This is a genomic window from Citrobacter sp. Cc139, from assembly GCF_030334645.1.
Lineage (GTDB): Bacteria > Pseudomonadota > Gammaproteobacteria > Enterobacterales > Enterobacteriaceae > Citrobacter > Citrobacter werkmanii.
Genome location: NZ_JAOWDM010000090.1, coordinates 14,260 through 39,583, shown reverse-complemented (window position 1 = coordinate 39,583; position 25,324 = coordinate 14,260). Strand labels below are relative to the sequence as shown.

Annotated in this window: 36 protein-coding genes and 1 pseudogene; 22 read left to right on the top strand and 15 right to left on the bottom strand. The window is 49.1% G+C overall.

Features of this window, described 5'->3' with window-relative positions; translation table 11 throughout:
- Positions 1-133: 133 nt before the first annotated feature.
- The 5 genes from oppB to OGV69_RS16355 are packed head-to-tail and all read left to right on the top strand — an operon-like array spanning position 134 to position 4,886.
- The gene (gene oppB / locus OGV69_RS16375; RefSeq protein WP_003020708.1) at positions 134-1,054 is read left to right on the top strand and encodes an oligopeptide ABC transporter permease OppB; all 921 of its coding nucleotides are present in this window, start codon (positions 134-136) and stop codon (positions 1,052-1,054) included.
- Between the two features lie 14 nt (positions 1,055-1,068).
- On the top strand, positions 1,069-1,977 hold the full coding sequence (gene oppC, locus OGV69_RS16370; protein ID WP_008784950.1) for an oligopeptide ABC transporter permease OppC: 909 nt from the start codon (positions 1,069-1,071) through the stop codon (positions 1,975-1,977).
- Between the two features lie 11 nt (positions 1,978-1,988).
- Positions 1,989-3,002, top strand: coding sequence for a murein tripeptide/oligopeptide ABC transporter ATP-binding protein OppD (gene oppD / locus OGV69_RS16365; protein ID WP_038641097.1), 1,014 nt, complete (start codon positions 1,989-1,991; stop codon positions 3,000-3,002).
- Positions 2,999-4,003, top strand: a complete 1,005-nt coding sequence (gene oppF / locus OGV69_RS16360) for a murein tripeptide/oligopeptide ABC transporter ATP-binding protein OppF (protein ID WP_069324646.1) — start codon at positions 2,999-3,001, stop codon at positions 4,001-4,003. Before oppD ends, oppF begins: the two co-directional genes overlap by 4 nt.
- 46 nt (positions 4,004-4,049) lie before the next feature.
- The gene (locus OGV69_RS16355; RefSeq protein ID WP_069324645.1) at positions 4,050-4,886 is read left to right on the top strand and encodes an ion transporter; all 837 of its coding nucleotides are present in this window, start codon (positions 4,050-4,052) and stop codon (positions 4,884-4,886) included.
- 33 nt (positions 4,887-4,919) lie between these two features.
- Here the strand turns inward: OGV69_RS16355 and OGV69_RS16350 are convergent, their stop codons facing one another.
- Entirely contained in the window at positions 4,920-5,249 is a 330-nt protein-coding gene (locus tag OGV69_RS16350) for an HI1450 family dsDNA-mimic protein (protein ID WP_003020691.1), read from the bottom strand.
- A gap of 34 nt (positions 5,250-5,283) precedes the next feature.
- Positions 5,284-6,744: a cardiolipin synthase gene (cls, locus tag OGV69_RS16345; protein WP_038641094.1), complete on the bottom strand. Its 1,461-nt coding sequence runs from the start codon at positions 6,742-6,744 to the stop codon at positions 5,284-5,286.
- Between the two features lie 142 nt (positions 6,745-6,886).
- On the opposite strand from cls, the gene OGV69_RS16340 reads away from it, so the two are divergent.
- A complete protein-coding gene (locus OGV69_RS16340) occupies positions 6,887-7,060 on the top strand; it encodes a YciY family protein (RefSeq protein ID WP_087856120.1) in 174 nt (57 codons plus the stop codon).
- Positions 7,061-7,110: 50 nt separating this feature from the next.
- On the opposite strand, the gene OGV69_RS16335 is transcribed toward OGV69_RS16340, so the two are convergent.
- A complete protein-coding gene (locus OGV69_RS16335; protein ID WP_006684292.1) occupies positions 7,111-7,407 on the bottom strand; it encodes a YciI family protein in 297 nt (98 codons plus the stop codon).
- 224 nt (positions 7,408-7,631) lie between these two features.
- Between OGV69_RS16335 and tonB the strand changes: the two genes are divergently transcribed.
- Entirely contained in the window at positions 7,632-8,348 is a 717-nt protein-coding gene (tonB, locus tag OGV69_RS16330) for a TonB system transport protein TonB (RefSeq protein WP_038643203.1), read from the top strand.
- An 87-nt stretch (positions 8,349-8,435) separates the two neighbouring features.
- Here the strand turns inward: tonB and yciA are convergent, their stop codons facing one another.
- From yciA to OGV69_RS16310, 4 genes and pseudogenes are all read right to left on the bottom strand, one after another.
- On the bottom strand, positions 8,436-8,837 hold the full coding sequence (yciA, locus tag OGV69_RS16325) for an acyl-CoA thioester hydrolase YciA (protein ID WP_038640996.1): 402 nt from the start codon (positions 8,835-8,837) through the stop codon (positions 8,436-8,438).
- Between the two features lie 164 nt (positions 8,838-9,001).
- Entirely contained in the window at positions 9,002-9,541 is a 540-nt protein-coding gene (locus OGV69_RS16320) for a septation protein A (protein ID WP_069324644.1), read from the bottom strand.
- Between the two features lie 53 nt (positions 9,542-9,594).
- Positions 9,595-10,338, bottom strand: a complete 744-nt coding sequence (locus OGV69_RS16315) for a YciC family protein (RefSeq protein ID WP_038640992.1) — start codon at positions 10,336-10,338, stop codon at positions 9,595-9,597.
- 28 nt (positions 10,339-10,366) lie between these two features.
- A pseudogene (locus OGV69_RS16310) lies at positions 10,367-10,453 on the bottom strand (YkgJ family cysteine cluster protein); the annotation flags it as partial.
- Positions 10,454-10,736: 283 nt separating this feature from the next.
- Between OGV69_RS16310 and ompW the strand changes: the two are divergent.
- On the top strand, positions 10,737-11,375 hold the full coding sequence (ompW, locus tag OGV69_RS16305; RefSeq protein WP_069324643.1) for an outer membrane protein OmpW: 639 nt from the start codon (positions 10,737-10,739) through the stop codon (positions 11,373-11,375).
- Positions 11,376-11,420: 45 nt separating this feature from the next.
- Here ompW and OGV69_RS16300 read toward each other — a convergent pair whose 3' ends face one another.
- The 7 genes from OGV69_RS16300 to OGV69_RS16270 form a co-directional block, all read right to left on the bottom strand.
- Entirely contained in the window at positions 11,421-12,548 is a 1,128-nt protein-coding gene (locus tag OGV69_RS16300; protein ID WP_069324642.1) for a phage integrase Arm DNA-binding domain-containing protein, read from the bottom strand.
- The gene (locus OGV69_RS16295) at positions 12,541-12,774 is read right to left on the bottom strand and encodes an excisionase (RefSeq protein WP_044691230.1); all 234 of its coding nucleotides are present in this window, start codon (positions 12,772-12,774) and stop codon (positions 12,541-12,543) included. The genes OGV69_RS16300 and OGV69_RS16295 overlap by 8 nt, the downstream gene beginning before the upstream one ends.
- Positions 12,775-12,825: 51 nt before the next feature.
- Positions 12,826-15,297 carry a 3'-5' exonuclease gene (locus OGV69_RS16290; RefSeq protein ID WP_074458523.1) on the bottom strand — a complete coding sequence of 824 codons (2,472 nt, stop codon included), beginning with the start codon at positions 15,295-15,297 and terminating at the stop codon, positions 12,826-12,828.
- 141 nt (positions 15,298-15,438) lie between these two features.
- Complete coding sequence (locus OGV69_RS16285) at positions 15,439-15,765, bottom strand: RrF2 family transcriptional regulator (protein ID WP_032944383.1); 327 nt, start codon at positions 15,763-15,765, stop codon at positions 15,439-15,441.
- Between the two features lie 11 nt (positions 15,766-15,776).
- Complete coding sequence (locus tag OGV69_RS16280) at positions 15,777-16,115, bottom strand: hypothetical protein (RefSeq protein WP_135107954.1); 339 nt, start codon at positions 16,113-16,115, stop codon at positions 15,777-15,779.
- Between the two features lie 161 nt (positions 16,116-16,276).
- Complete coding sequence (locus OGV69_RS16275) at positions 16,277-16,492, bottom strand: hypothetical protein (RefSeq protein ID WP_074458522.1); 216 nt, start codon at positions 16,490-16,492, stop codon at positions 16,277-16,279.
- A gap of 218 nt (positions 16,493-16,710) precedes the next feature.
- Entirely contained in the window at positions 16,711-17,091 is a 381-nt protein-coding gene (locus tag OGV69_RS16270) for a helix-turn-helix domain-containing protein (RefSeq protein ID WP_069324641.1), read from the bottom strand.
- Between the two features lie 105 nt (positions 17,092-17,196).
- Here OGV69_RS16270 and OGV69_RS16265 point away from each other — a divergent pair, with 105 nt between their 5' ends.
- The 8 genes from OGV69_RS16265 to OGV69_RS16230 all read left to right on the top strand — a co-directional run bounded on the left by OGV69_RS16265 (position 17,197) and on the right by OGV69_RS16230 (position 21,988).
- Entirely contained in the window at positions 17,197-17,409 is a 213-nt protein-coding gene (locus tag OGV69_RS16265; RefSeq protein ID WP_003832309.1) for a helix-turn-helix domain-containing protein, read from the top strand.
- A 3-nt stretch (positions 17,410-17,412) separates the two neighbouring features.
- Positions 17,413-17,967 (top strand): toxin YdaT family protein, encoded by a 555-nt coding sequence (locus tag OGV69_RS16260; RefSeq protein WP_069324640.1) that lies wholly within the window; start codon positions 17,413-17,415, stop codon positions 17,965-17,967.
- A 252-nt stretch (positions 17,968-18,219) separates the two neighbouring features.
- Positions 18,220-19,131 carry a DnaT-like ssDNA-binding domain-containing protein gene (locus OGV69_RS16255; protein WP_069324717.1) on the top strand — a complete coding sequence of 304 codons (912 nt, stop codon included), beginning with the start codon at positions 18,220-18,222 and terminating at the stop codon, positions 19,129-19,131.
- Positions 19,043-19,588 (top strand): replication protein P, encoded by a 546-nt coding sequence (locus OGV69_RS16250; protein ID WP_082031712.1) that lies wholly within the window; start codon positions 19,043-19,045, stop codon positions 19,586-19,588. The genes OGV69_RS16255 and OGV69_RS16250 overlap by 89 nt, the downstream gene beginning before the upstream one ends.
- Positions 19,589-19,603: 15 nt before the next feature.
- Positions 19,604-20,020, top strand: a complete 417-nt coding sequence (locus OGV69_RS16245) for a PerC family transcriptional regulator (RefSeq protein WP_065944701.1) — start codon at positions 19,604-19,606, stop codon at positions 20,018-20,020.
- Between the two features lie 5 nt (positions 20,021-20,025).
- A complete protein-coding gene (locus OGV69_RS16240; protein WP_069324716.1) occupies positions 20,026-20,364 on the top strand; it encodes a DUF977 family protein in 339 nt (112 codons plus the stop codon).
- On the top strand, positions 20,361-20,564 hold the full coding sequence (locus OGV69_RS16235; protein WP_069324638.1) for a hypothetical protein: 204 nt from the start codon (positions 20,361-20,363) through the stop codon (positions 20,562-20,564). The genes OGV69_RS16240 and OGV69_RS16235 overlap by 4 nt, the downstream gene beginning before the upstream one ends.
- Positions 20,565-20,713: 149 nt before the next feature.
- Positions 20,714-21,988 (top strand): colicin-like pore-forming protein, encoded by a 1,275-nt coding sequence (locus OGV69_RS16230; protein ID WP_176722614.1) that lies wholly within the window; start codon positions 20,714-20,716, stop codon positions 21,986-21,988.
- 14 nt (positions 21,989-22,002) lie between these two features.
- On the opposite strand, the gene OGV69_RS25225 is transcribed toward OGV69_RS16230, so the two are convergent.
- Entirely contained in the window at positions 22,003-22,350 is a 348-nt protein-coding gene (locus OGV69_RS25225; RefSeq protein WP_069324636.1) for a colicin E1 family microcin immunity protein, read from the bottom strand.
- Between the two features lie 292 nt (positions 22,351-22,642).
- Here OGV69_RS25225 and OGV69_RS16225 point away from each other — a divergent pair, with 292 nt between their 5' ends.
- From OGV69_RS16225 to OGV69_RS16200, 6 genes are all read left to right on the top strand, one after another.
- Positions 22,643-22,864, top strand: a complete 222-nt coding sequence (locus OGV69_RS16225; RefSeq protein WP_069324635.1) for a DinI-like family protein — start codon at positions 22,643-22,645, stop codon at positions 22,862-22,864.
- A 45-nt stretch (positions 22,865-22,909) separates the two neighbouring features.
- Positions 22,910-23,155: a hypothetical protein gene (locus OGV69_RS16220; protein ID WP_074458519.1), complete on the top strand. Its 246-nt coding sequence runs from the start codon at positions 22,910-22,912 to the stop codon at positions 23,153-23,155.
- 127 nt (positions 23,156-23,282) lie between these two features.
- Positions 23,283-23,483, top strand: a complete 201-nt coding sequence (locus OGV69_RS16215; protein ID WP_069324634.1) for a hypothetical protein — start codon at positions 23,283-23,285, stop codon at positions 23,481-23,483.
- A gap of 2 nt (positions 23,484-23,485) precedes the next feature.
- Positions 23,486-23,845, top strand: a complete 360-nt coding sequence (locus tag OGV69_RS16210; RefSeq protein WP_069324633.1) for a RusA family crossover junction endodeoxyribonuclease — start codon at positions 23,486-23,488, stop codon at positions 23,843-23,845.
- Positions 23,842-24,882 carry a DUF968 domain-containing protein gene (locus OGV69_RS16205; RefSeq protein WP_069324632.1) on the top strand — a complete coding sequence of 347 codons (1,041 nt, stop codon included), beginning with the start codon at positions 23,842-23,844 and terminating at the stop codon, positions 24,880-24,882. Before OGV69_RS16210 ends, OGV69_RS16205 begins: the two co-directional genes overlap by 4 nt.
- Before the next feature lie 11 nt (positions 24,883-24,893).
- Positions 24,894-25,244 (top strand): antiterminator Q family protein, encoded by a 351-nt coding sequence (locus tag OGV69_RS16200; RefSeq protein ID WP_069324631.1) that lies wholly within the window; start codon positions 24,894-24,896, stop codon positions 25,242-25,244.
- The last annotated feature ends 80 nt before the right edge of the window (positions 25,245-25,324 follow it).

Below are 25,324 nucleotides of genomic sequence, written 5' to 3'. Positions count from 1 at the left end.
CTGCAGGAAGGCGGCGACGCAACGAATCCCCGGGAGCTTACGAGTAGTAAATGACCGGGGTGAGTGAGAAAGCCAACGCACCTGCGACTGGAAGTATGACGGGTATAAAGGCACACGCCGGAAGGTACGGGTTATGTTGAAATTTATTTTACGTCGCTGTCTGGAAGCGATTCCGACGCTGTTTATTCTTATTACGATTTCATTCTTTATGATGCGCCTTGCGCCGGGAAGCCCATTCACCGGGGAACGCGCATTGCCGCCAGAAGTGCTGGCTAATATAGAAGCGAAATATCATCTCAACGATCCCATCTCCACACAGTATTTCAGCTACCTGAAACAACTGGCGCATGGCGATTTTGGGCCATCCTTTAAATATAAAGATTACACGGTTAACGACCTTGTCGCTTCAAGTTTTCCGGTGTCAGCGAAGCTTGGCGCAGCGGCCTTTATTCTGGCGGTGCTCGTCGGCGTTAGCGCAGGGGTGATCGCCGCGCTGAAGCAAAATACGCGCTGGGACTACACGGTAATGGGGGTCGCGATGACCGGGGTGGTTATCCCCAGTTTCGTCGTTGCTCCCTTATTGGTCATGATATTTGCCATAACGTTGAAATGGCTGCCCGGCGGTGGCTGGAACGGCGGGGCGTTGAAATTTATGATCCTGCCGATGGTGGCGTTATCGCTCGCTTATATCGCCAGTATTGCCCGTATTACCCGCGGCTCAATGATTGAAGTGCTGCATTCAAACTTTATTCGTACCGCGCGCGCCAAAGGGCTGCCGATGCGGCGGATTATTTTCCGCCATGCGTTAAAACCTGCGCTGCTACCCGTGCTGTCTTATATGGGACCGGCATTTGTCGGCATAATTACTGGTTCAATGGTCATTGAAACCATCTATGGTTTGCCGGGCATTGGGCAACTGTTCGTCAATGGCGCCTTAAATCGCGATTATTCGCTGGTCCTGAGTCTGACCATTCTGGTCGGTACGCTGACTATCGTGTTTAACGCGATTGTCGATGTGCTGTATGCCGTTATCGATCCGAAGATTCGTTACTGATACTGGAGCTCGCTATGATGTTAAGTAAGAAAAACAGCGAGGCGCTGGAGAATTTCAGTGAAAAGCTGGAGGTCGAAGGTCGCAGCCTGTGGCAGGACGCGCGTCGCCGATTTATGCATAACCGCGCGGCGGTGGCAAGCCTGGTGGTGCTGGTGATTATTGCGCTGTTTGTGACGCTGGCGCCAATGCTGTCGCAGTTTACCTACTTTGATACCGACTGGGGAATGATGTCCAGCGCGCCGGATATGGAGTCCGGGCACTACTTTGGCACCGACTCATCGGGTCGCGATCTGCTGGTGCGTGTGGCGATTGGCGGGCGCATCTCGCTGATGGTTGGCATTGCCGCCGCGTTGGTGGCGGTCGTGGTTGGCACGCTGTATGGTTCTTTGTCGGGTTATCTCGGCGGTAAAATCGACTCGGTAATGATGCGCCTGCTGGAAATCCTCAACTCCTTCCCGTTCATGTTCTTCGTGATCCTGCTGGTGACCTTCTTTGGACAAAACATCCTGCTGATTTTTGTCGCTATCGGGATGGTTTCCTGGCTGGATATGGCGCGTATCGTGCGTGGACAAACGCTGAGTCTGAAGCGCAAAGAGTTTATTGAGGCGGCGCAAGTCGGCGGGGTGTCTACCGTGCGCATCGTTATCCGTCATATTGTGCCAAACGTATTGGGGGTTGTGGTGGTCTACGCCTCGTTGCTGGTGCCCAGCATGATCCTGTTTGAGTCTTTCCTGAGTTTTCTGGGATTAGGGACGCAGGAGCCGTTAAGTAGCTGGGGCGCATTGCTGAGTGATGGTGCCAACTCAATGGAAGTATCGCCATGGCTGTTGCTGTTCCCGGCCGGTTTCCTGGTGGTTACTTTGTTCTGTTTTAACTTTATTGGCGATGGCCTGCGTGATGCCCTCGACCCGAAAGACCGTTAAGGAGCGCCGCCATGAGCGTAATTGAGACCGCAACCGCGCCGCTCGCGCAACAACAGGCTAACGCACTGCTGAACGTTAAGGATTTGCGCGTGACGTTTGCCACCCCCGATGGCGATGTTACTGCAGTAAACGATTTAAACTTTTCCCTGCGAGCCGGAGAAACGTTGGGTATTGTGGGTGAGTCCGGTTCGGGCAAATCGCAAACCGCGTTTGCCCTGATGGGGCTGCTGGCGGCGAATGGCCGTATCGGAGGTTCCGCTACGTTTAACGGGCGTGAAATATTGAATTTACCGGAGCACGAGCTGAACAAACTGCGCGCCGAGCAAATCTCAATGATTTTTCAGGATCCGATGACCTCTCTGAATCCGTACATGCGGGTCGGAGAGCAACTGATGGAAGTTCTCATGCTGCACAAAGGCATGAGTAAAGCAGAAGCGTTTGAAGAGTCAGTAAAAATGCTGGATGCGGTGAAAATGCCGGAAGCACGTAAGCGCATGAAAATGTATCCGCATGAATTCTCTGGCGGAATGCGTCAGCGCGTAATGATCGCCATGGCGCTGCTGTGCAGACCAAAATTATTGATCGCCGATGAGCCGACTACCGCGCTCGATGTTACGGTACAGGCGCAAATTATGACGCTGCTGAATGAACTGAAAAGCGAATTCAACACCGCAATTATCATGATCACCCATGATCTGGGGGTTGTCGCCGGTATTTGTGACAAAGTGCTGGTGATGTACGCCGGACGAACCATGGAATATGGCAGTGCACGGGATGTCTTTTATAAGCCCGTTCATCCGTATTCAATTGGTTTGCTGAATGCCGTACCGCGTCTGGACGCTGAAGGGGAAGAGATGTTAACTATCCCGGGCAACCCGCCGAACCTGCTGCGTCTGCCAAAAGGCTGTCCGTTCCAGCCGCGCTGCCCGCATGCGATGGAAATCTGTAGCAGTGCCCCACCACTGGAGGAATTTAGTCCGGGCCGTCTGCGCGCCTGCTTTAAACCGGTGGAGGAATTGGTATGAATGCAGTCACCGAACAACGAAAAGTACTCCTTGAAATTGCCGATCTCAAAGTCCATTTCGACATTAAGGATGGTAAGCAGTGGTTCTGGCAACCGTCGAAATCCCTGAAAGCGGTTGATGGCGTCACCCTGCGATTGTATGAAGGTGAAACCCTTGGCGTGGTGGGGGAATCCGGCTGCGGAAAATCGACCTTTGCTCGGGCGATTATCGGTCTGGTGAAAGCCACTGATGGAAAGGTCGCCTGGCTGGGGAAAGATTTGTTGGGTATGAAACCTGATGAATGGCGGGAGGTGCGCAGTGATATTCAGATGATTTTCCAGGATCCGCTGGCGTCATTAAATCCGCGTATGACCATTGGTGAAATTATTGCCGAGCCGCTGCGGACTTATCATCCGAAACTGCCGGGGCAGGAAGTCCGTGACCGCGTGAAGGCAATGATGATGAAGGTTGGGTTGCTGCCAAACCTGATTAACCGTTACCCGCATGAGTTTTCCGGCGGCCAATGTCAGCGTATCGGTATTGCCCGCGCGCTGATTCTCGAACCGAAACTGATTATCTGTGATGAACCGGTTTCTGCGCTGGACGTATCCATTCAGGCCCAGGTCGTCAACCTCCTGCAGCAGCTACAGCGTGAAATGGGGCTGTCATTAATTTTCATTGCCCACGACCTGGCGGTGGTTAAGCATATCTCCGATCGCGTACTGGTGATGTATCTCGGACACGCAGTGGAATTAGGCACCTATGACGAGGTGTACCATAATCCGCTGCACCCTTATACCAAAGCGCTCATGTCTGCTGTGCCGATCCCCGATCCGGATATGGAAAGGAACAAAGTTATCCAGTTGCTGGAAGGCGAGTTGCCGTCGCCGATTAATCCTCCTTCGGGCTGTGTGTTCCGTACGCGCTGCCCGATTGCCGGACCAGAGTGTGCAAAAACACGCCCGGTACTCGAAGGCAGTTTTCGACACGCCGTTTCCTGCCTGAAAGTAGACCCGCTATAATCGTGAGGGCTGACAAAGGTCAGCCCTTCTTTTTGGTGAGGTATTTGTGTCTGGCTTAGTTTCTTCTGTTCGCCGTACGCTTTATCGTACATTATTTGATTTAGACACACGCTCGGGGCGCCGTTTTGAAGGTATGTGCGCAGTGTTCGCGCTGCTCAGCGTGATTGTTATCTTCGTTGAGTCTGGGGTCGGGACGCAATACCATTTGACCTTTGAGGAGTGGCGCGTATTTGTCTGGCTGGAAGTCTTTATCACTCTGGTCTTTACTCTCGAATATCTGTTGCGATTATGCTGCTGGGCTAATCCCGCTAAATATGTATTTAGCTTCTGGGGGATTATTGATCTTGCCACCATTCTGCCACTGTATGTGATGTGGTTATGGCCGGAAATCAGTCTGAGTTATGTTTTCGCCTGGCGGGCGATGCGTGTCCTGCGTGTACTGCGAATTCTCAAACTGCTGCGCTTTATGCCTTCTCTGCGTATATTCTGGAGCGCAATAAAAAGCGCCCGGCATCAGCTAATCTTGTTCTATTCATTTATTGCCATTCTGATGATTGTATTCGGCGCGCTAATGTATCTGATTGAAGGACCCAAATATGGTTTTAGTACGCTGAATGCATCAGTGTATTGGGCCATCGTCACGGTAACCACCGTCGGCTATGGCGATATCACGCCCCACACGCCGCTCGGGCGCATGGTAGCGTCAGTGCTGATTCTGATCGGTTATTCCGTGATTGCGATCCCGACAGGTTTGATAACGACGCATATGAGCAGTGCGTTCCAGCATCGGCAGAATCAGCGTAAATGTCCGCAGTGTCAGCAAAGTCAGCATGAGCACAGCGCGCAGTTTTGTAACCGGTGCGGAAGCAAATTACCGGGCTAAAAGTAAAAAAGCTGCGAGAGCAGCTTTTTTTAATTATTCGCGCCAGAGAATGTGGCAGAGCTTGTGATCTTTTTCGCGACACAACAGAACGCGGGCAAAAATATCGTTAATCTCGCCGTCTTCTGTATCTGCCAGACCAATCACCACTTCGGCAAAGAAGTCAGGATTCAGGTCAAAATCGACGTGTTCCTGCCAGTCCTCTGCCGGGTCAAATAATTCTGCACCGCCGCGCTCTTCAAACTGCAAATTGAACAGAATGATATCTGCCGGATCGAGGTTGTCCGCAGCCAGTTCGAGAAAAATATCGTAAGCCTGCTCAAGCGTTTCGTCTTCGGTCAGGCGGTTGTTCAAATCCATATCCATAATGACTACCTGTTTACTGTCTGATTGGCACGTTTTACAGCAACGGGCTAAAGAAGTAAAACAGTCGCTCGGCAATCCGCTGCCAGAGTGGTCGTTTTACCCACAAACGAGCGTCAAGAAGGCGTGAACGAGAAATATAATCATCCTGCACTGCGGCGAGGTCGCCCCCGAATCCTGCGTCATCAATAACCAGCGTGATTTCAAAATTCAGCCACAAACTGCGCATATCCAGGTTAACGGTACCGACCAGGCTCAGTTCGCCATCAACCAGTACGCTCTTGGTGTGCAGCAAGCCGCCTTCGAACTGATATATTTTGACGCCCGCAGCCAGCAGTTCGGTGAAAAATGCCCGGCTTGCCCAGCCAACCAGCAGAGAATCATTCTTACGCGGAAGAATGATACTGACGTCGACCCCACGCTGTGCGGCCGTACAGATCGCATGCAGTAAATCATCGCTGGGGACGAAATAGGGCGTGGTCATAATTAAATATTCACGCGCCGAATAAGCAGCAGTTAATAGCGCCTGATGGATCAAATCTTCAGGGAAACCTGGTCCCGAGGCGATAGTGTGAATGGTGTGACCGCTGGCCTGCTCAAACGGCATGATATTGACGTCCGGCGGCGGGGGTAAAATGCGTTTCCCGGTTTCAATTTCCCAGTCGCAGGAATAGACGATGCCCATCGCGGTGGCAACAGGTCCTTCCATTCTCGCCATTAAATCGACCCATTGACCCACGCCCGCATCCTGCTTAAAGAAGCGCGGGTCGACCATGTTCATGCTGCCGGTATAAGCAATATAGTTGTCGATCATCACCATCTTACGGTGTTGGCGCAGGTCCATCCGGCGCAAAAACACACGCATCAGGTTAACCTTGAGGGCTTCGACGACTTCAATACCCGCGTTACGCATCATCGCCGCCCACGGGCTGCGGAAGAATGCCACGCTGCCCGCAGAGTCCAGCATCAGGCGGCAGTGAACGCCTCTTCTGGCGGCCGCCATTAACGACTCGGCAACCTGATCGGCCATACCTCCCGGTTGCCAGATGTAGAACACCATCTCGATATTATGACGCGCCAATTGAATATCACGGATCAGCGCCTGCATCACGTCATCGGAACTGGTGAGCAGCTGCAGTTGATTCCCCTTAACGCCGGCGATTCCCTGACGACGCTCGCACAGCTTAAATAATGAAGAAGCAACGCTGCTGTTTTCCTGTGCGAAAATATGTTCACAGGCTTTGAGGTCGTTCAGCCATTTGGCCGTGGAAGGCCACATTGCCCGGGCGCGTTCGGCGCGGCGTTTACCCAGGTGGAGTTCACCGAAGGACAGATAAGCTATGATCCCTACCAATGGCAGTATATAGATGATCAACAGCCATGCCATTGCGGAGGGCACTGCGCGTCGCTTCATTAGAATGCGTAATGTGACGCCAGCAATGAGTACCCAGTAACCCAGAATGACCAGCCAACTCACCACGGTGTAGAAGGTTGTCATAAATTTAAAAATCCTTTTGAAAGCGTATTGTTAAGAGTTTACGCATCAGGATAAATCTGGCAAATAAAAACACGGGAAAACCACTGGCCTGCATTCGGTGTGGCGTTATAATGGCCGCTCAGTGACTGGAAGAGTAGTTAACATGAAGCGTAGTAGAACGGAAGTGGGACGCTGGCGGATGCAGCGTCAGGCTAGCCGCCGTAAAGCACGTTGGCTTGAAGGACAATCGCGTCGTAACATGCGTATCCATAGCATCAGAAAGTGTATTCTGAATCATCAACGTAACTCGTTGCTGTTTGCAATCCACAGTATCTGATCTCAAAAGGGCACCGCTGGTGGTGCCCAATGTCTGCTTTCGTACTGTTTTTAAAATACTTTCTTGTACGGTTTTACTGAAACCTGCGCGTAAACGCCTGCTGCGACATAGGGGTCGGCTTCTGCCCACGCCTGCGCTGCTTCTAAAGATTCAAATTCTGCAATCACCGTCGAGCCGGTAAACCCCGCGACACCCGGATCGTTACTGTCAACTGCTGGCATCGGTCCTGCCGTGAGCAGTCGTCCTTCGTCATGCAGGAGTTGCAGACGGGCCAGATGAGCAGGGCGCACGGAAAGGCGTTTGTCGAGAGAGTCTGCGATATCTTGAGCATAAATAACGTACAGCACGGGTAGAGCTCCTTAATCGGTAAAAGTCGTTAATTACGTTATTGGAAAGGCATGCCAACTGCAACGTAAAGATAACGGATTTGTTAAGACCACATTGTGATGAAGGTTTTTTTACATAAAATCGTGTTTTAAATGCGGCTTACTGCCCAGGTCTTATTGAATATGATTGCTATTTGCATTTAAAATCAGGGCCTGGTTTTTTAACTGAAACGATTATGACTTCAATGACCCTTGATTTACCTCGTCGCTTTCCCTGGCCAACGTTACTTTCCGTCGGCATCCATGGTGCTGTAGTGGCGGGTCTATTGTATACCTCGGTACATCAGGTTATTGAACTGCCTGCGCCAGCGCAGCCGATCTCCGTTACCATGGTCGCGCCTGCCGATCTCGAACCGCCCCAGGCCGTTCAGCCGCCGCCGGAACCCGTCGTTGAGCCAGAACCGGAACCAGAGCCAATCCCGGAGCCGCCAAAAGAGGCGCCGGTAGTGATTGAGAAACCGAAGCCCAAGCCTAAACCGAAGCCAAAACCGGTGAAAAAAGTGGTAGAGCAGCCCAAACGTGATGCTAAACCCGCAGAGCCGCGCCCGGCATCCCCATTTGAAAATACGGCGCCTGCGCGTCCAACGACCAGTACTGCGCCGGCAACCAGTAAAGCAGCGGTAAGTGCGCCAGCAGGTCCTCGCGCTTTAAGCCGTAATCAGCCGCAGTATCCTGCGCGAGCGCAAGCGCTACGCATAGAAGGTCGTGTTAAAGTTAAATTTGATGTGACGCCGGATGGCCGTGTTGAAAACGTGGAAATTCTGTCCGCGCAGCCGGCGAATATGTTTGAGCGTGAAGTGAAAAATGCGATGCGCAGATGGCGCTATGAGGCCGGGAAACCGGGGTCCGGACTGGTAGTGAATATCGTGTTCCGTCTGAACGGCGCAACGCAGATTGAATAAGGCGCAGGCCGGATTTGGCGGTTCGCCGCCCTCCGGCAATAAGCAATGAATTGAGTGATTGCCGGAGGGCGATGCTATCGTGACTTATCAGCCCAGGGTAGGGATCGGGCGTGGCTTACCGTCTTTATCAACGGCAACATAGATAAACAGGGCTTCGGTGGCTTTATAGCGCTGGCCGATAGGTTCTGAAGCAACTTTCTTCACCCAGACTTCAATATTAATGCTGATCGAGGTCGTCCCGCGTTTTACGCAGCGCGCATAGCAACAAACCACATCGCCTACGGCAACCGGGCGTAAAAAGCTCATTCCTTCAACGCGCACCGTTACCACACGACCATGTGCGATCTCTTTGGCCTGAATAGCGCCACCTATATCCATTTGTGACATCAGCCAGCCGCCAAAAATATCACCGTTCGCATTGGTATCGGCAGGCATAGCCAGAGTGCGTAAAACCAGTTCACCCTGGGGAGTATTATTCGTTGTTGTCATTGTTGAACCGACTATAGAGAAAGATTACAGGCGCGATGCTACTAGAATTTGCGCGTTGAGAACAGAGGGATGCGGTGTGTGAAGTGGAAGTAAGCCGGGTTAGCGGTAATGAGGAACGTGAGGGGATAAAAATTCGCCAGATCGGTAGATCTGGCGGACATGTATTACGATTTATCTTCCTGCGGCAGATGGCGGTAAATATAGACACCGCTCAGCAGCGTAAAGAATAAGGTCAGGGCTGTCAGGCCGAATACTTTAAAGTTGACCCAAATATTCTGCGGCAGCCAAAAAGCGATATAGATATTCGCCAGGCCACAGAGAATGAAAAAGACGGCCCAGGCTAAATTAAGCTTCGACCAGACCTGCTGCGGCAGGGTCAGCTCTTTGCCTAACATGCGCTGAATCAGTGGCTTTTTCATCACCCACTGGCTAACCAGCAGCGCACCGGCAAACAGTCCGTAAATCACCGTAACTTTCCACTTAATGAATTCATCGTTGTGGAAGAAGATAGTCAGGCCACCGAACACGGCAACCAGAACAAAGGTGATTAACGCCATCTTCTCGACCTTGCGGTAGCGAACCCAGCTGTAAATCAAAACCACAGCCGTCGCGACAATCAGTGCCGAGGTCGCCGCGTAGATGTCGTAAAGCTTATAAAAGGCAAAAAAGACAACCAGCGGTAAAAAATCAAGAAACTGCTTCATTCTTCATTCCGTCATCAAAAGCACCAGGCCTGCGCCCGGTATGCGTTCAGGGTTTATTGGCGAATCAGCATGTACAGGCGGAACAAATAGATCAGCAACACGGCGGAGATCATATTGCTCAGCGTATTCGCCAATACCGCGCCTACGTTCGGCGTAAGTACCGCAAAACTTGGCGCAAAAAGCAACAGCAGCGTTTTAGCCAGCAGCCAACCGATCACTGCCGGCGCGACCAGTCGCATATTAGACCATGCCAGACGCATGCTGTTGCGCATTGCGGCAAAGACACCCATTTTATCCTGTACCAACATCACCGGTGCGAGTGCTAACAGGATGGCCAGCAGAATACCGGGTACGACCACCAGCATAATACCGATTTGCACCAGCAGAGTAGTCAGAAAAATCAGAATAAACAGCTTGGGCAACACTGGCGCACTGGCGCCGATGGCGCGTAACGCGCTGACCCGATGACCTGCTGAAATCAGCTGAATCATCAGGATGATACCTCCCGCGAGGATGGCATTACCAATCAGGCCTGAAAATGTCGACGCCGCGGAAGCGCGTAGCAGAATTTGCTGTTGCTCCGGGGTCATATTTTGTACCAGATCGAACAGACCTACGCTACTGGTTAACTGATCCCCTTCACTGAGCTGCGCAATTTGTGCGTCACTGGGAGAAAAGGCATGCCCTAACACCACTGTGATAAACGCGCACAACAACGATACCAGCAAGATGGTAATGAATTGATTACGGAAAAAGTTTCCCGTGTCACGGTAAACGGATTTCGCCGTGATAGACATGCACTCTCCTTGAGTTTTGCAGGTGTTCATTTGCGGGCAATTGTACCCTGGATAACTCTACAGTGGCAGCATCGCGCGATGTATGGAAAGGCATATCTTTGTAAAGCTCCGGTAATTTTTGGCTATCACTTCAGCGTTATGCAAGAACGCTGGTTGTTCTCTGCGCATCATGGGCAAATAAGCAACGCTTTCCATCAGCAGGTATCGGATACTTGCATGGCGAAAATATATCAAAATTGATCTGAATTAATTTAACCAGGATTTTGAATGCAAGTTCTAACTTAATCTGGATCAATAAATGTTAAATTATCAAAGTCAATGTGATCCAGGTAAGATCACTTATTACTCCAATGTGGGTATATTTGTTCCGCTTTTATAACCATAACGATGGAGCGGACATGAAAAAATTAACAGTTGCAGCAGTGGCTTTAACAACTCTTCTCTCTGGTAACGCATTTGCGCATGAGGCTGGAGAATTCTTCATTCGTGCGGGTTCTGCTACCGTCAGGCCGACGGAAGGCGCGGGGGGGACGCTGGGAAGCTTAGGTGGCTTTGATGTCAGTAATAACACCCAGTTGGGTCTGACATTCACCTACATGGCAACCGACAATATCGGTGTTGAATTACTGGCAGCCACGCCGTTCCGTCACAAAATTGGGACTGCCGCGACGGGCGATATTGCCACTGTTCACCATTTACCGCCGACATTAATGGCACAGTGGTACTTCGGTGATTCCAGCAGCAAACTGCGTCCTTATGTTGGTGTTGGTGTGAACTACACCACCTTCTTCGACGAAGGCTTTAACAACAACGGTAAGGAAGCCGGATTATCGGACCTGAGCCTGAAAGATTCCTGGGGTGCGGCAGGGCAAGTCGGTATGGACTATCTGATTAACCGCGACTGGCTGATTAACATGTCGGTCTGGTACATGGATATCGACACCACCGCAAGCTATAAAATGGGTGGCGTCCAGCAGCGAGACAGCGTACGCCTCGATCCGTGGGTGTTTATGTTCTCTGCGGGTTATCGTTTTTAAATTCTTCTGCAAAACCCCTGCAAAACTCTTCTGCAAAACTGGTCGTCAAATGACCAGTTTTTTCCACTCTTTTCCGCGCGTATCGTTGTAGTGATCGGTCATTACTTTACTGCTATGGCCCAATAAAATTTGTGTGTCGATACCTTGCTCTCTGAATAACCTTTCAGCCAAAGAACGTTGCTCATGGAAAGAAGGGGGAGCTCCTTTGCTTGACCAGTCGTAGTCAACTGAGTCACGTGCTTTTCTGAACGCACCAGTTAGAGATGCCGGTTTTACCATTCCTCCTCTTTTGCCTTTCCCTTTATCGTGGTGATGATGTAGTAAATACGGACTAAGTATTCTGTCCCGGCATTGAGCGATTACATCTTCAAGAGAAATGTTTATCTTGTTACAACGTAACTTTAAAGGTATCGCGATTTTGGCTCCTGTTTTACTTTGTTCAACAAAGAGATGACCATCCCTGACATCTGAAAATCTCATATTACAAATATCGGCCAACCGCTGTCCTGTGATGATGGCCAGCAGCATTCCTTTCTGCAGAAAGTAATTATCTTTTTCGGCTGCCTTATAGATCATTAGCCATTCTTCATACGTCAGTCGTTGTCTGGAGACACGGACCTGCGGTTTTTTTGTAGCGTCAGCTGGATTAAATCCCGCCGGTACTTCTCCTACCTGCTGTGCTTCTTTAAAAACATCCGATAGCACCTTGCGTACAATTTGTGCCATCCGTAGTTGGCCTTTATTCTTGTAGTCCTCAAGGATCCCAACTATATCCTTAACTGTTATGCTGTCGATTGACCGCATGCCAAGATGACTTTCGAAAACCTTAAGTGGGGCGTTTTTCTGCTTGAGCGTATTGAGTTTTATCTCTCCAGTTTCGTAACGCTGGTCCTGCAACTCTCGGTACCGAACAATCCATTCGCTTACCGTTGTAGAAAGCCCACACCGTTTATTAATTTCTTCTCTGATTTTAAAAGTGTGCCGCATTTGTCTTTCTGCGAGCCGGCTATTTGCTTCGACAGCTATTTCTTTAGCAACTTGCTCATCTGTTCCCAATCCATGAAATTTACCAGTTACAGGGTGCTTATACCTCCAGTACACCCTGTTGGTCCTCGAATCCAGGAAACATGACAATCCGGGAATGGTCACGTTGTGTTTTCGAGGTCTAGCCATCTTCTAAAATCCTTCTGAGTAATGGATGATCTTGATTTTTAATTACAGGTTCTGTTGTGAGCCCAGTAAATCGCGCATTAGCCTCAACGCGCCAGCTTTTCCCAACACGGCAAGGCAAAGGAAAGATCATCCCGTTTTTAGCGTATTTGTTGAGTGTGGACTTGCTCGGAATCGGGTCACCGAACTCTGATCTCGCCCATTCAGAGAGTAAAATCAGTCTGGACATTTTTCCCCCAGAGTATGGCCCAGTGATGGGCCACTTAGTGAATATATGAAATCAGTTTGCGGTCAAGCGTTGCCAGATTGCAGAGACATATTTGACCTGATGCCGGGCGTCAGAAAGCGCATTGTGCATATCGCCTTCAAACGGGATGTCGAAGCGTGGATTGATACCGACAGATTTACCCAGTTCGACCATGGTCCTTACGTCCCTGTCATTCCAGAACGGAACAGAGAAGGGAGTTTCTGTTAACGCGTACGCGCGGCGCAGAATGACGTTATCAAACGAGCAACCATTACCCCATAATTGAACAGTGTGGCTACCGTTAGCAGCGTTTTCAGCGATAAAGTCAGCCAGGAGTTCAAGGGTTTCACGCAGCCCCAGGGCCTCATCCACAAGAATGGCAGAACGGGCTTCAGATGATTGTTTCAACCACCAGTGAATTGTCGACGCATCCGGTTTCATGCCAAACGACATCGATGATTCAAGACTGACAACTTGGTAAAATTCGGCACCAGTGTTACCAGTTGAAGGATCAAAATATACGGCGCCGATAGAGACTATTGGTGCATCAGGACCGCTGCCCATAGTTTCCAAATCAACCATCAGGTGAGTATAAAAAGCGTTCAGGTGATCCGTATCTATATGGTGAACGGGTTCATTATTCAGTGAAGCTGCAGGCTCACCAGTTGCATCAGTGCTTTCAACTGGCAAAGCTGCTGCTTCGCCCTGAGGCACATCAGGATTGGTTTTGATTTCGCTGTTGTCAGTTTTTTCCATCTGCACATCGCTGGTGGTTTCCTCGGTATTGGCTTGATGTAATTTTTCTTCGACGGCGCGCTGGCGTACCTGGTCTACGACAGAAAGCGCTGGCGCCGGCTGGTTACCCATCAGGCCATCAATGGAGAAAACACCGTTGCCCATGTTGGCGATTTCTGGTTGTTCGGCTGTTGCCTTCTGTTCAGCTGTGGACCTCTCTTTCATCTCGTTTTCCCAGCTTTTTTCTGGTACGTGACCGGCTGCCGCTAGGGTTTCTTCAGTTGGGTGCTGGTGGTCGGTTTCAGTCAGGTTTTTGTTGATGTAACGGCTCAGCAGTTCCGGGAAATGGTGAGTGTTTTCTTCTGCACTACGAATAAGCGCGAAAATAGCGGCGCGGGAATAATCCAGGATGCCAGCGCGTTTGCGCAGGGCGGCGGACCACTCTTTGAACGGGCTTTCGTTTTTAGAAATGATCTCTTTTGCACGACGGAAAACGCCACCAGGAATATCGTAGATGTTGAAATCCATTGGAAGTGTGGCCAGCGCAATATCAATGTCCAGAGTATCCAGCGTGTGGACAAGTTCCGGGTTGCGATCGGTCTTATTGCCTCCACCAGCATTGGTTCCGGAGTCAGTGCGCTGAATCTGCGACACACGATTGCCCTTACACCACTCTTTAACCAGCAGCCCACGGTCAATGTGCTCAGTATTGAACCAGGCCTTAAAGAACTGGATAACGGTGACCAGATCAACTCGTTTTCCATCAACCGGAAAAACGGTTTTCAGCGCGCTGACGATTTTCCAGATATCTATCTCTGGCGCTTTCCTGAATGGATCTACATTCTCGGCGGCAAGCAGCAGGTTCTGCACATAGCTGTTATCCACATCCAGCTCGAGTTCCTGAATGGTTTTCTTCTGCTCAGTATCAATATGGTAAGCATATTCTTCAGAAATAAACTGAGCTAAGAGGCGCTGGCGTAGCGGCAAAGTCGCAACGGTAATAAGCTCTGGCGTTACAGGTGGAATGGCATGTTCATCACCCGCAACTCCAGCTTTCTTTTGATTAACCCACTCCTGAACGGTAAGAGCTCGCTTTTCTGGTTCTTCAATCCATTCGGTAATAAATTGCTCAAATGAAGCAACGTCATAGACCTGCTCACGGTCAAAGACTTCTTTTATTGCATTTGCCAGCTTCCACTCAACATGAGCAGAAAGCTCTTTCACCGCCGGCACATTCACAACGGCCAGTAACAGGTTTTGTACATAGAGATCATTTTCGTCCAGTTCCATTTGCCCGATCTGGACGTGCCGCGCTTCACTGATTTCCTTCTCTTCACCGTCATTTAACAGGTGCGCAATCAGCCGCTGAGACAGGCGCAGGCGAGATATGGGGCGGAGCAATGCTGGCGCATCGCTGGTGGGTACATTGGCACTGGAGGTTTCAGGTTTTTGCTGGCTGGAAGCCTCCAGATTTTCATTATCCGGCTTCTGTTTCAGTTGCCACGTTTGCTGGTCTTCTGCCAGTTCGTAACGATCGCACCATGTGTCATCAAGTGTGCTTTCCTCAGGAAGATCGTCAACAACAAACCAGTTGGTGCGGACAGGTAATTGATAGTCGGCGCCACGGCCGACGGCAATATCGTTATCTTCGAGAATATTGAGGATTTCGCGTTCTGCACGGGAATCTGATTTCGCAGAGAACCAGCAGAACAGGTTTTTTGCCTCAGTTGCTTTCGCTTTGGCTTTAATAAGATACGCATACGTTAACATTGCGTTTGGGCTCCATTGGATTGTAAGATACCCGGCAGCTGATGATCGCCGCCTAAGGTAGTGGTTATTGGTCAAAACTCGTTCCGGAAAGCTTTGGTCGGCTGACCGGGTACTTAACCCGCCTTGCGCGGGTTTTGTGCTTTAAGGGGTAGGGGATTTTCCCTGCGCCAGTTGTGCGACGGGAACCCACTCCAGAGCATTCAGCACAGGCTCAAATGAATCAGGCGTGTGAGTAACGGCGCGAACGACGTCAGCCACGCTGGGGTTTGCTTTGCTAAGGTGGTATCCGCCACCAGCGCCACGCTGGCTGGTGACGATTTCACTGCTGCGCAGCTTCGAGAAAATCTGCTCGAGGTAAGACACAGACAGCTTCGATTCCTTACTGATTGATGCGATGGAAACCGGACTGCCGTTGTAAATCCTGTTGAGGATGGCAACCACCTGAACAGATGCCACCACACGTTTCATTCCAAACTCCATCATGCATCCTTTGCCGGTTCGCGACCGTATCCCGGGTTATCGTTTAAGGCGTCATTCAAAACCTGCATTGCCTCATTATGTGGGAGAGTCAGAGCAAGTTTGATCGCCGTTCCAAGAGCTTCAGCCGCACATTCAAACTTACGAGCGAGCCTGGCTGTTTCATCAACTTGTTCACCCATCGCTTCCATTTCAAAGTTGTGCTCAGTCCAGACTTCATCCATCACATCACTTTCAACTTCTTCACGTAATGCTTCTTTGACTTCCAGAACAGGCAAAACCCCGATTAATGCCTCGGCTGGCGCACTGCTGAAGCGCAATGCCAGATCGTTAGCTGACATAAAAACCTCCGGAAAAAAGCCCGCCACGGGACGGGCAAAGAACACTTTTCCAATTTAACCAGAACAGGTCTTCGTCTCCTGTTTGGTTACGATGGTGGTATTACCATCACAATGCCCTGTGCACCGGGCATGAGGCTGGCAACAGCCATTGGTCAAACTCGTTATGAACGAACTGCAGTCTGTTGGTCGGCAGACGGGTCGCCCTTCTGGGCAAGCGTGTAGCAAATCAGTCGAATGATTACTTCAATGCGATTTAGATGTACGGCCTGACACCGCACTGGTTTACGTGCGAAATCGATCATGGATTTATCCTCTTGCGTTGCCCTTGTCGCCAGGCTGGCGGAACTTTGAACCTGCTGCGTGTTAATACTTGTCATCTCATCCGGTGATTCGTATGCCGCCGGCAGCTACTTCGTGGGCGTCCTGCCTCGATGACGTTTTTCAAAATGTGTTTATATTTAAACTCTAAATGTGTTTAAAAGTCAACACAGCATGTGTTTAAGGTGGTGTGGATGATAACGATATGGGAAAAGGGAGTGGGAAAGGCATAAAAAAACCAGCCAAGGAGGCTGGTTAGAGTGCTGAAAATTGTAGCTTAGTCGTCAGTTGGCTTTAATCGTCCCCGAAGGTATTTCTCAACATACTCATCAATTTCTTTAAGCCGTAATTGAAAGGTATCGATCATTCTGTCTTGTTCAGACTCCGGCAACTGGTCAAAAAGAGTAATCAACTTACGATGTTTTGGCGTTAACCATGATTCGGCGTGATCATCACCAAACATTAGCTCAACCGGGCTAATGCCGAGAGCTTTAGATATCGTTATAGCGTCGTCAACGCCAACATTGCGGCGACCTGCTTCATAGTTCCCGATGCGTGACTGAGCCCACCCACATAACTCTGCGAGTTTAGATTGCGACATATTTTTCTGTTCGCGTAGCTGCTTCAGTCTGGCGGCAATTGCAGTGTTTATATTCATTACTGATTTTTACCACGTTACGTGTTAACGCTCAAAGAACGTTTCGTCTTGACTATCTAACACATTGTGTGTTTAATTCAGCTAAACACTATATGTGAGGACAAGATGAATAACATCGCCAAAGAACGGCAAGCGCTCGGTTTAACTCAAGAGCAATTAGCCAAATTATTCGGGTGGCGTCAGTCAAGGCTCTCAAATTATGAGAACGGAACACGCCAACCAGGCCTACCGGAATGCAGATTGATTGTGGAGAAGCTTAACGAGTTAGGGCGCACTTGCTCTCTTGATAGTGTATTTCCGCCACAAAGCGAGGTCTGAATGATGCAATCAGTAGCTTATACCCATAATAAACCACGAGTAGCCGCTCCGGTGAAATCGCAAAATCAATTTAAACCCCAGCGCCGTGACGGCATTCAGCATCGTGCCATATTGGCCGCCGTTCGTGAATGGGAATCGACATTACCAGGACAGGCACAGGAACGGATCGCTCAGCTGGTGGCCGAAGAGTGGGCCAAGGCAGATGGCCGCGGAATTGCTGTTAATAAGCAGAATTTATTCCGGTATCTGAAAAACGAAGGGGGGTCAGAAAAGTATACGGCTTACGTTATGCAGCTGTCAGGCTCAATCATTGCTGCTATGCCAGTTCAGATTGCCAGGAAGCACGGGTTAAGTAATGCGAGCACAGAAGCAGAGCTGGTGGCGAACGCTATCAAAGAGTGCAGTGAGGCACACCATGCGAAATTAATTGGCGCGCCATTACAAAAGCTCGAGAAGGAGATTCGTGAGGCGGCAATCGCATTGTTCAACATGTTACCTGCTGACGCGGCGGGACCACTACTGGCGAGTATAAGCGCCGTAGCGCCGCAATTGTTTTAATCGAGTTTTGACCAATGACCATTATTACTGCAACTCGCGGGGTGAAGTATGCCTAATCCTTTGGCTAAGGCCATGCCTAAGAGTAAGGCTAGTAACGAGCCTTACCGTAAGGTGAAGATCACCATGTGGGATGATCCTAAGTTTCGAGCCTTATCACCACTCCCGCCAAGTGGGCAGAGTCTGTTTATTTACCTGCTTACGGGTCCATTCACAGGGATTATTCCCGGGCTGTATAAGGCGGGAAGGGCGGCTATGGCTGAAGAATTAAACTGGGATGTCGAAGCCTTCGACTTAGCCTTAGGCGAAGCCATAGCGTTAGGTATGGTGGAAGCCGATCTTAAAGCCAGAGTTTTTTGGTTGCCTAACGCGGTGAAACATAACCCTCCAGCATCAGTGAACGTGATCAAATCATGGGCAAGATCGTTTGAATTACTGCCTGAATGTTCACTGAAAGATAAAGCATATGAAGCTCTCAAAGCCGCCTGCTACGGGGTTTCTGACGCTATGGGGACGGCTTTTGATAAGGCTTTCGCTTTGCCTAAGGATAAGGCTAAGTCTTTGGCTAAACCTTTGCCATCAGGTATCCAGAAAGCAGTTAGCAGTAAACAGATCTTAAACCCCTCTCTTAACGCGGGCGCGATGAAAAATCCGAATGGGGATGAACTGCCATCCCCGGCCATGCCCCGATACCTGGACGGTGTTGATGAACCGATCGGGAAATTCAGCATGACAGATAGCTGGCTTCCCTCCAGAGACTTCCGACAGCGCGCCGCATCGTGGGGTATCTCCCTGCCTGAACCAGATTACCTTCTGACTGAACTCGCAGAATTCACCGCGTATTGGGAGTCGGAAGGGAAAGTTTTTACACAAATCCAGTGGGAACAAAAATTTGCCCGACATGTAGCCCGGGTGAGAACGCAGGTAAAACCAGAAACCGGAGGTAACAGTCATGTGGGAGCAGGATCAGAACCAACAGCATCCCGGTCAGTTCAGCAAATTCAGTCAGCACACGCAGAGTGGCGCCGCAGGAATGGACTTGATGGCGACGGAAACAGCCTGGCGTCTGTGGCAGGTCATGGGGGAGGTGTATTCGAACCGATGGACCCAGAAGAACGGGGCGGAGCCTTCGCCTATCTGGATAGCCCAGATAGGTTCGATGACTGAACAGCAAATTAGGTTGGTCTGTCAGCAATGCATGGAGCGCTGTGCGATGGGAAATACATGGCCGCCCGACCTGGCTGAGTTTGTTTCTCTGGTTTCAGAGAGTGGAGCGAATCCATTCGGACTGACATCGGAACAGGTTATGACGGAATACCGGCGCTGGCGCAATGAGTCATATCGGTATTCAGGAAGCGATAAATATCCATGGCCTCAGCCCGTGCTGTATCACATCTGCATCGAAATGCGCAGAACGGGCGTTGAACGACAAATGACAGAGGGGGAGCTGAAACGACTGGCGGAAAAGTTACTTACGAAGTGGTCGAAGCATGTTGGTAATGGACTAAGTGTGCCACCAATTCGACGTCAACTGGCGGCGCCGCACCATCCGGCGGGACCAACGCCAGCGCAAATATTGATGGAAGAATACAAACGCCGCAAAGCAGCAGGTTTAATTAACTAAAACGAGTATTGACCAATGACTATAGAAATCTCTCAGAAAGATCGGGTAGCGATAGTGGTACGCCATACCCCGAACTGCGTATTACGTGATGTGTGTGAAGCGCTGGATATTCCATCCGGTACCGCAGGTAAGTTTCTGCGCGCGCTGACTGTTAGCGGCACAGTCCTGCGTACTCACAACGGAACTCAGTATGTTTATAACATCGCTCCGGATGCAAAATTACCTGACGTAAAACTGCCCTTCATGGAAGAGAAAAGTGATCCGGTTGAAACGCAATTAGCGGAGAAAATGGCGAAAGATCTGAAGTCCCGGGGACTCTGGCGGCGCGCGGCAAAGGTATATACCGATATGTTAGACATTGCCCGTAGTTCAGCTGAAGTGTCACGTATAGCACAGCAACGTAATGAATGCCTGCGTATGGCCCGGAGATGATCAGCATGCCAAGACCAAACACACCAGAAGAGCAGGCGGCACTTATCCGGGTGATCATCGAAGAGGTGAAAATCCGTGGACGCTTAACCGTAAGTGAGGCATCACAGATGTTATCGCTGCACCGTCAGACTGCTGAGAAGTATTTCCGCGTAGCAGCCGAACGCGGCGAACTCATTCGTTATGGTCGTCTTGGTTTGTTCAGGGACCAGAAGGCTGTGATTGATTTCGATCTCCAGCGTTTTTCATACGGCTCGAGTAAGTCTGCGATTGAATTACCAGCAGATTTTCGGGGAAGTGCGGTTATGCGCCGGGTCATTGAAATCGTGGGGAGGATGTCAGCATGACAACTAACAACCACCCGGCGAACGGTCCTGTATCACTCGAGCGCCTGCTCCAGATACGCGAAACACTCAGCAAAGCAGCAGCACAAAGCGACGGCGGTAATCTTGGCTACGCAATGGCTGATGCTGTGAAAGTGATTGATGAGGTGCTGGAATTTCGCATATCCAGTAACAAACAGTGTGGTTATGCGCGGGGGTTATAGCTGTTGTGGAGAGGATGTCATTATGAATTCAGTATAAATGATAATGATTATTATTTGTTGATCTGTTGAAAGTTGAGGTGTATTTTAACTGTATGCATATACATATGTATATGCATACAGTTTTTTTATTATTTATGAAAAAGGAGTTTATGATGGCTGATTATAAAGACATTGATCCAACAGAAAAAAACATCATGGAGTCAATGGGGTATCACTGGAATGGTCACGGGTGGCAGCGTGCTTTACAGGGAAGTGGAGATGATATGATTGTAGAGGGATGGTCTGGGAGTCCTCCTAAGAGTCCGGATAACGTTACCCGCATTTGGGATCAGAAAATTGGGGAGATGAATAAACCTAAAAGTCCGTTTGATGAGGATGAAGATTTTATCGTACCAATGCCTGAGGGGATGAAAGATATCTATCGCGAAGAGAGTGATAATAAGATCAAATACGCAACGACTCTCGAAGCAGATCTCGATAAAAAACTGCAACAGCTTAATCATGATGTTGCAAAATTTGAAATGCAAGTTAATGAATTTTCTGGGCATGTTTCAGAATTTGAAATGGCAAAGATGCAGTTGGCTTTGAGTAAAGTCAAGTATGAGCGTGATAATACTGCCCTTCTGAAAACAGAAGCGTCTAAAAGACGAGCACGGGAAGAATATCTAAAACAGAATAATGAGAAATGGTTTCTATCGCTGGAAAACCCCGGGCGTGCTAAGCAACAACTGAAAATTGTCAGGGCTGAAATGAGCCGTTTGTTTGCTATTGATAAAGATATGGATGTCAAAGTCGAACAGGCAAAAAAAACACTCTCAGCATCTAAAGAAGATGTGCAAAACAAACAGATAAAAGTCGATGAGCTAAAATCTAAAGATGCAGAACAAATCAAGGATGCGCTTAAAGTAACTGCTGATTTCTACAATCAGCTAACCGGTAAGTTAGGCGAGCACTCTTCGAAAGTTGCAAAGGAACTGGCTGAGGCTTCAAGAGGTAAACAAATTAAGGGAGTTGATGATGCGCTCAAATCCTTTGATAAATTCCGAAATAATCTGAATAAAAAATATAGTCTAAAAGACCGTCAGGCTATTTCTTATGCTCTGGAGTCAATTAATCGAGCTGAAATGGCCAAGAGTTTTGGAATCTATAGCAAAGCGTTCGGATTTGTGAGTAAGAGTCTCGACCGTCTGGACGTGGCAGTTGAATTGCAGAAAGCTCTCAGCACTGATAACTGGCGGCCATTCTTTGTTAAAATGGAATCGCTTGCTGCGGGGAGGGTTGCATCTGCAGTAACTGCATGGACGTTTGCTTTGATGGTCGGAACTCCCGTTGGTATTCTTGGATTTGCAATTATAATGGCTGCTATGAGTGCTCTGGTAAATGACAGCCTTATCGAAGATATTAACAAGTTAATAGGTATCTAAGTATTAAAGCCCTCTCAAGATTTTGAGAGGGCCTTTACTGTTTTAAAGATTAAAAATAATAAACAAACTGGAATTGCCAGGATGAAGCAGAAAAATTCGAAAATAACTACTAAACTACCACCAGTAGGATTGATAAAAAAGTCTCTTTGCCAAAACTCTTTCTTCGAAAACAAGAGGGCATTTCTTTGAATGATGTATTTAGAAAAAGGAAAAAGTAGCGAATTAATACATATTGCCAGTAACAGCAGGAAAGACAGAGTATTGTCAGGATTGTTTATCCATGCGTATAAAAAAACACCAATAACTATTACGCTCCACACACTGTTTTTAAGATAGTATTTAAGTGTTATTCCTGAATCCATCGAGTTTTGCTCCCGTTATCAACGGCTCTCCATCCGTGAGTAAGATACTAACAAGTTTAAGAAAAAATTCAATAACGATAATCATTCTCAATGATGGCTAGGTGTGTTTATATTTGCAGGAAGACACCTAAAACCAATAAGCGATTGATATTTATTATTTTTATTTTTTTTGTTGCAATGTTCCACATCACGCAAATCTCATCATTATTACCATTTTGTGCTGTTAAAACGTTGATCATTCTATCTTTTAAGTATACTGTATATTCATACAGTATGTGCAATGGAGGCCATTATGAAAGTTGAATTAACCATTGATAGTATGAAGGAAATGCCTAAAACCTCGGTATCTGTACTCGAGAAGGTGTTGTTGAAAGGGTTAGGCGATCATTATGAAAACTGCAGCCTTCGCGTACGTTGCGCTGGTTCTGATGGATTGAGTGTTCCTGGTGGTGAAAAGCAAGGTAAAAAGAGCTTCCTGGAGACCTCGGAAAGTGCTGAAGAGTGGTTTTATTAATTATTTTGGGTGTTGCTTTGATCCCGTTTGCATGGGGGAGTTTAAGTGAAAGAAAAAGTAGAATTGCCCAAAAAAGGCTACGCAGTCATCAGATGTCACGATGGGGTCATCGTTGCCAGGCTGCAATCATTTCCTGAGTGTGAGCGCGCCCTGATGTACCGTCGCGGTAGCATGGTGTCTTTCATGCCTCTTCAGGACGATGAGATTATTGGTACACCAACCCTCTTTACAGAAATGCTAAAAAGAGCGGGTTATCGTGTCACGCAAAATTCTGATAGACTCTCGTCATAGGCCTGAACAACCTATACCTGCTGCGCCACTGGAGATAAACCATGGCGCAAAATCAAATCCAAAATACCCATTCACTGACGTTAACCAACGCCAGCGATTTTCTTTTTGCCGCATCCAGAGGTGCGTTATGAAGAAAAGCTGGTTTCAACATACCCAACTCACCACTGAGCAGGCTGACGAACTGGAAGCCCGCTATCGCGCAAAGCAAATTAAGACAGAGCGTAGTCTGGATAATGACTTTATTCACTGGACGATCAGCGTGTTCTTGCCGGAAGCATCTAAACCTCCACGTCAGGACAGAACCTGGCAACAACGAATCTGGAGGTGAATGTGAAAGCCTACGATATCACTCCAATGGGCAAGCCCAGAATGACGCGCGCTGACAAATGGAAAAAGCGCCCCGAGGTTCTGCGTTACCGGGCTTTCTGTGATGAAGTTCGTCTGCAGTGTGTTGAGCTGCCGGAAAGCGGCTCGCATGTCACCTTCATTCTGCCGATGCCAGCGACCTGGAGCAAAAAGAAACGGGCTGAGTTCAACGGTAAACCACACCAGGCTAAACCTGATTTCGACAACATGATGAAAGCGCTGATGGATGCCATTTACGAAGATGACGCTCACATCTGGGATTCACGCGTCACTAAATTATGGGGAGAGAAGGGACAAATAATTATCGGGGAGATTACAGAATGAGGGCGCTGCTGAAGCCGGTGATCGCGCATGAGCTTGGAATTGTGCTGCTCAAGCCGGGCAGTGAGCTGATGTCATTATTCAGTTGTGAACGTGTGCTGGTGGAAAGCCAGCCAGCAGGTATGGAGCGTTTACCTGCTGGCCGTGTTCCTGACGTTCGCCAGCCGCTTGCCAGTGACGAGTCCCTGTGGCCCTTCTTCCTGGATGAAAAGGTTATAAAGGCCGCAGGTGGGGTTGGTGGTCTTGATTACTGGCTTATGCGTTATGGCGGTAATCGCTGCCAGTGGCCACACAGTGATTATCATTATCATGAGTTAACCATCCTGCATCATGAACCCGGATCGGTTCTTCTGTGTGGGCATTGTGATAACCATCTGCGTGACCACTACAGCGAACAACTTGCAGAGCTGGCGAGACGTAATGTTATTAACTGGATTATCAACAGCATCATGGTGGCGCTTAATCAGGACCCTTCCAGAGAACTGTCGCTGCCGGAGCTTTGCTGGTGGGCGGTACGTATGGGGGTTACTGACGCAATTCCCGAATCAGTAGCCAGGCGGGCGCTTCGTATTCCTTCAGAAGAGCATCAGTCCGTTATGCGTGAATGCGATATCGAACCGGGGGTAACCACCACCAGCCTCATTACAGACAAAGCCAGCACGTTAACCGTAAACATGTCATCAGCGCAGGGGCCTGCGCTCAAACCTGTAGTTGGTGTTCTGGTTGATCCTGAGTCCCCGCAAACCTATATGAAACGTCCAAAGCGGATCCGCTGGACGGCCCCCGGGTATCTGGAATGGATTAAAACACAGCCCTGCGAATGCTGCGGCAAACCATCAGATGACCCACACCATTTAATCGGCTGGGGGCAGGGAGGGATGGCTACGAAAGCGCATGATATTTTCGCGATCCCTTTGTGTCGTAAGTGCCATACAGAACTACATAACGACCCGGTGAAGTTTGAGCGAAAGCATGTGCCTCAGCCGGTAATGATTATCAGAGTGCTGGACCGGGCTTATGGGCTCGGTGTTCTGGCGTAAGGAGATGTTTGATGCGTGATATGTATGAAGTGATGGATCGTTGGGGGGCATGGGCTGCAGCTGACAGTAGCGGTGTGGACTGGCAACCAATTGCTGCAGGATTTAAAGGATTACTCCCACATGGTAAAAAGTCACGACTTCAATGTGATGATGATGAAGGTATTGTTATTGATGGTTGTGTTGCTCGTCTAAGAAAATACAGACCTGATGAGTATGAACTAATTATCGCACACTTTGTGTTAGGTATCTCACTACGTGCTATTGCGAAAAAGCGTAAGTGCTCGGATGGAACCATTAGGAAGAATTTGCAGACAGCGTTGGGGTTCGTTGAAGGATGCATTTTTATGTTAGGCGCAAACTGATTTGCCGAGCGTACCGGGATCTTGTCCCAGTACGCTCATCATCGTTATCGACGTTTTGTCATGTCTGAAGCGTTTGAACT

Excerpts from the sequence above, each read along its gene's own strand:
- oppB (WP_003020708.1), top strand. The coding sequence starts at position 134 with ATGTTGAAATTTATTTTACGTCGCTGTCTGGAAGCGATTCCGACGCTG.
- oppC (WP_008784950.1), top strand. The coding sequence starts at position 1,069 with ATGATGTTAAGTAAGAAAAACAGCGAGGCGCTGGAGAATTTCAGTGAA.
- oppD (WP_038641097.1), top strand. The coding sequence starts at position 1,989 with ATGAGCGTAATTGAGACCGCAACCGCGCCGCTCGCGCAACAACAGGCT.
- oppF (WP_069324646.1), top strand. The coding sequence starts at position 2,999 with ATGAATGCAGTCACCGAACAACGAAAAGTACTCCTTGAAATTGCCGAT.
- OGV69_RS16350 (WP_003020691.1), bottom strand. The coding sequence starts at position 5,249 with ATGGATATGGATTTGAACAACCGCCTGACCGAAGACGAAACGCTTGAG.
- cls (WP_038641094.1), bottom strand. The coding sequence starts at position 6,744 with ATGACAACCTTCTACACCGTGGTGAGTTGGCTGGTCATTCTGGGTTAC.
- OGV69_RS16340 (WP_087856120.1), top strand. The coding sequence starts at position 6,887 with ATGAAGCGTAGTAGAACGGAAGTGGGACGCTGGCGGATGCAGCGTCAG.
- tonB (WP_038643203.1), top strand. The coding sequence starts at position 7,632 with ATGACCCTTGATTTACCTCGTCGCTTTCCCTGGCCAACGTTACTTTCC.
- yciA (WP_038640996.1), bottom strand. The coding sequence starts at position 8,837 with ATGACAACAACGAATAATACTCCCCAGGGTGAACTGGTTTTACGCACT.
- OGV69_RS16320 (WP_069324644.1), bottom strand. The coding sequence starts at position 9,541 with ATGAAGCAGTTTCTTGATTTTTTACCGCTGGTTGTCTTTTTTGCCTTT.
- OGV69_RS16315 (WP_038640992.1), bottom strand. The coding sequence starts at position 10,338 with ATGTCTATCACGGCGAAATCCGTTTACCGTGACACGGGAAACTTTTTC.
- ompW (WP_069324643.1), top strand. The coding sequence starts at position 10,737 with ATGAAAAAATTAACAGTTGCAGCAGTGGCTTTAACAACTCTTCTCTCT.
- OGV69_RS16300 (WP_069324642.1), bottom strand. The coding sequence starts at position 12,548 with ATGGCTAGACCTCGAAAACACAACGTGACCATTCCCGGATTGTCATGT.
- OGV69_RS16295 (WP_044691230.1), bottom strand. The coding sequence starts at position 12,774 with ATGTCCAGACTGATTTTACTCTCTGAATGGGCGAGATCAGAGTTCGGT.
- OGV69_RS16290 (WP_074458523.1), bottom strand. The coding sequence starts at position 15,297 with ATGTTAACGTATGCGTATCTTATTAAAGCCAAAGCGAAAGCAACTGAG.
- OGV69_RS16285 (WP_032944383.1), bottom strand. The coding sequence starts at position 15,765 with ATGAAACGTGTGGTGGCATCTGTTCAGGTGGTTGCCATCCTCAACAGG.
- OGV69_RS16280 (WP_135107954.1), bottom strand. The coding sequence starts at position 16,115 with ATGTCAGCTAACGATCTGGCATTGCGCTTCAGCAGTGCGCCAGCCGAG.
- OGV69_RS16275 (WP_074458522.1), bottom strand. The coding sequence starts at position 16,492 with ATGACAAGTATTAACACGCAGCAGGTTCAAAGTTCCGCCAGCCTGGCG.
- OGV69_RS16270 (WP_069324641.1), bottom strand. The coding sequence starts at position 17,091 with ATGAATATAAACACTGCAATTGCCGCCAGACTGAAGCAGCTACGCGAA.
- OGV69_RS16265 (WP_003832309.1), top strand. The coding sequence starts at position 17,197 with ATGAATAACATCGCCAAAGAACGGCAAGCGCTCGGTTTAACTCAAGAG.
- OGV69_RS16260 (WP_069324640.1), top strand. The coding sequence starts at position 17,413 with ATGCAATCAGTAGCTTATACCCATAATAAACCACGAGTAGCCGCTCCG.
- OGV69_RS16255 (WP_069324717.1), top strand. The coding sequence starts at position 18,220 with ATGGCTGAAGAATTAAACTGGGATGTCGAAGCCTTCGACTTAGCCTTA.
- OGV69_RS16250 (WP_082031712.1), top strand. The coding sequence starts at position 19,043 with ATGGGGGAGGTGTATTCGAACCGATGGACCCAGAAGAACGGGGCGGAG.
- OGV69_RS16245 (WP_065944701.1), top strand. The coding sequence starts at position 19,604 with ATGACTATAGAAATCTCTCAGAAAGATCGGGTAGCGATAGTGGTACGC.
- OGV69_RS16240 (WP_069324716.1), top strand. The coding sequence starts at position 20,026 with ATGCCAAGACCAAACACACCAGAAGAGCAGGCGGCACTTATCCGGGTG.
- OGV69_RS16235 (WP_069324638.1), top strand. The coding sequence starts at position 20,361 with ATGACAACTAACAACCACCCGGCGAACGGTCCTGTATCACTCGAGCGC.
- OGV69_RS16230 (WP_176722614.1), top strand. The coding sequence starts at position 20,714 with ATGATGGCTGATTATAAAGACATTGATCCAACAGAAAAAAACATCATG.
- OGV69_RS25225 (WP_069324636.1), bottom strand. The coding sequence starts at position 22,350 with ATGGATTCAGGAATAACACTTAAATACTATCTTAAAAACAGTGTGTGG.
- OGV69_RS16225 (WP_069324635.1), top strand. The coding sequence starts at position 22,643 with ATGAAAGTTGAATTAACCATTGATAGTATGAAGGAAATGCCTAAAACC.
- OGV69_RS16215 (WP_069324634.1), top strand. The coding sequence starts at position 23,283 with ATGAAGAAAAGCTGGTTTCAACATACCCAACTCACCACTGAGCAGGCT.
- OGV69_RS16205 (WP_069324632.1), top strand. The coding sequence starts at position 23,842 with ATGAGGGCGCTGCTGAAGCCGGTGATCGCGCATGAGCTTGGAATTGTG.
- OGV69_RS16200 (WP_069324631.1), top strand. The coding sequence starts at position 24,894 with ATGCGTGATATGTATGAAGTGATGGATCGTTGGGGGGCATGGGCTGCA.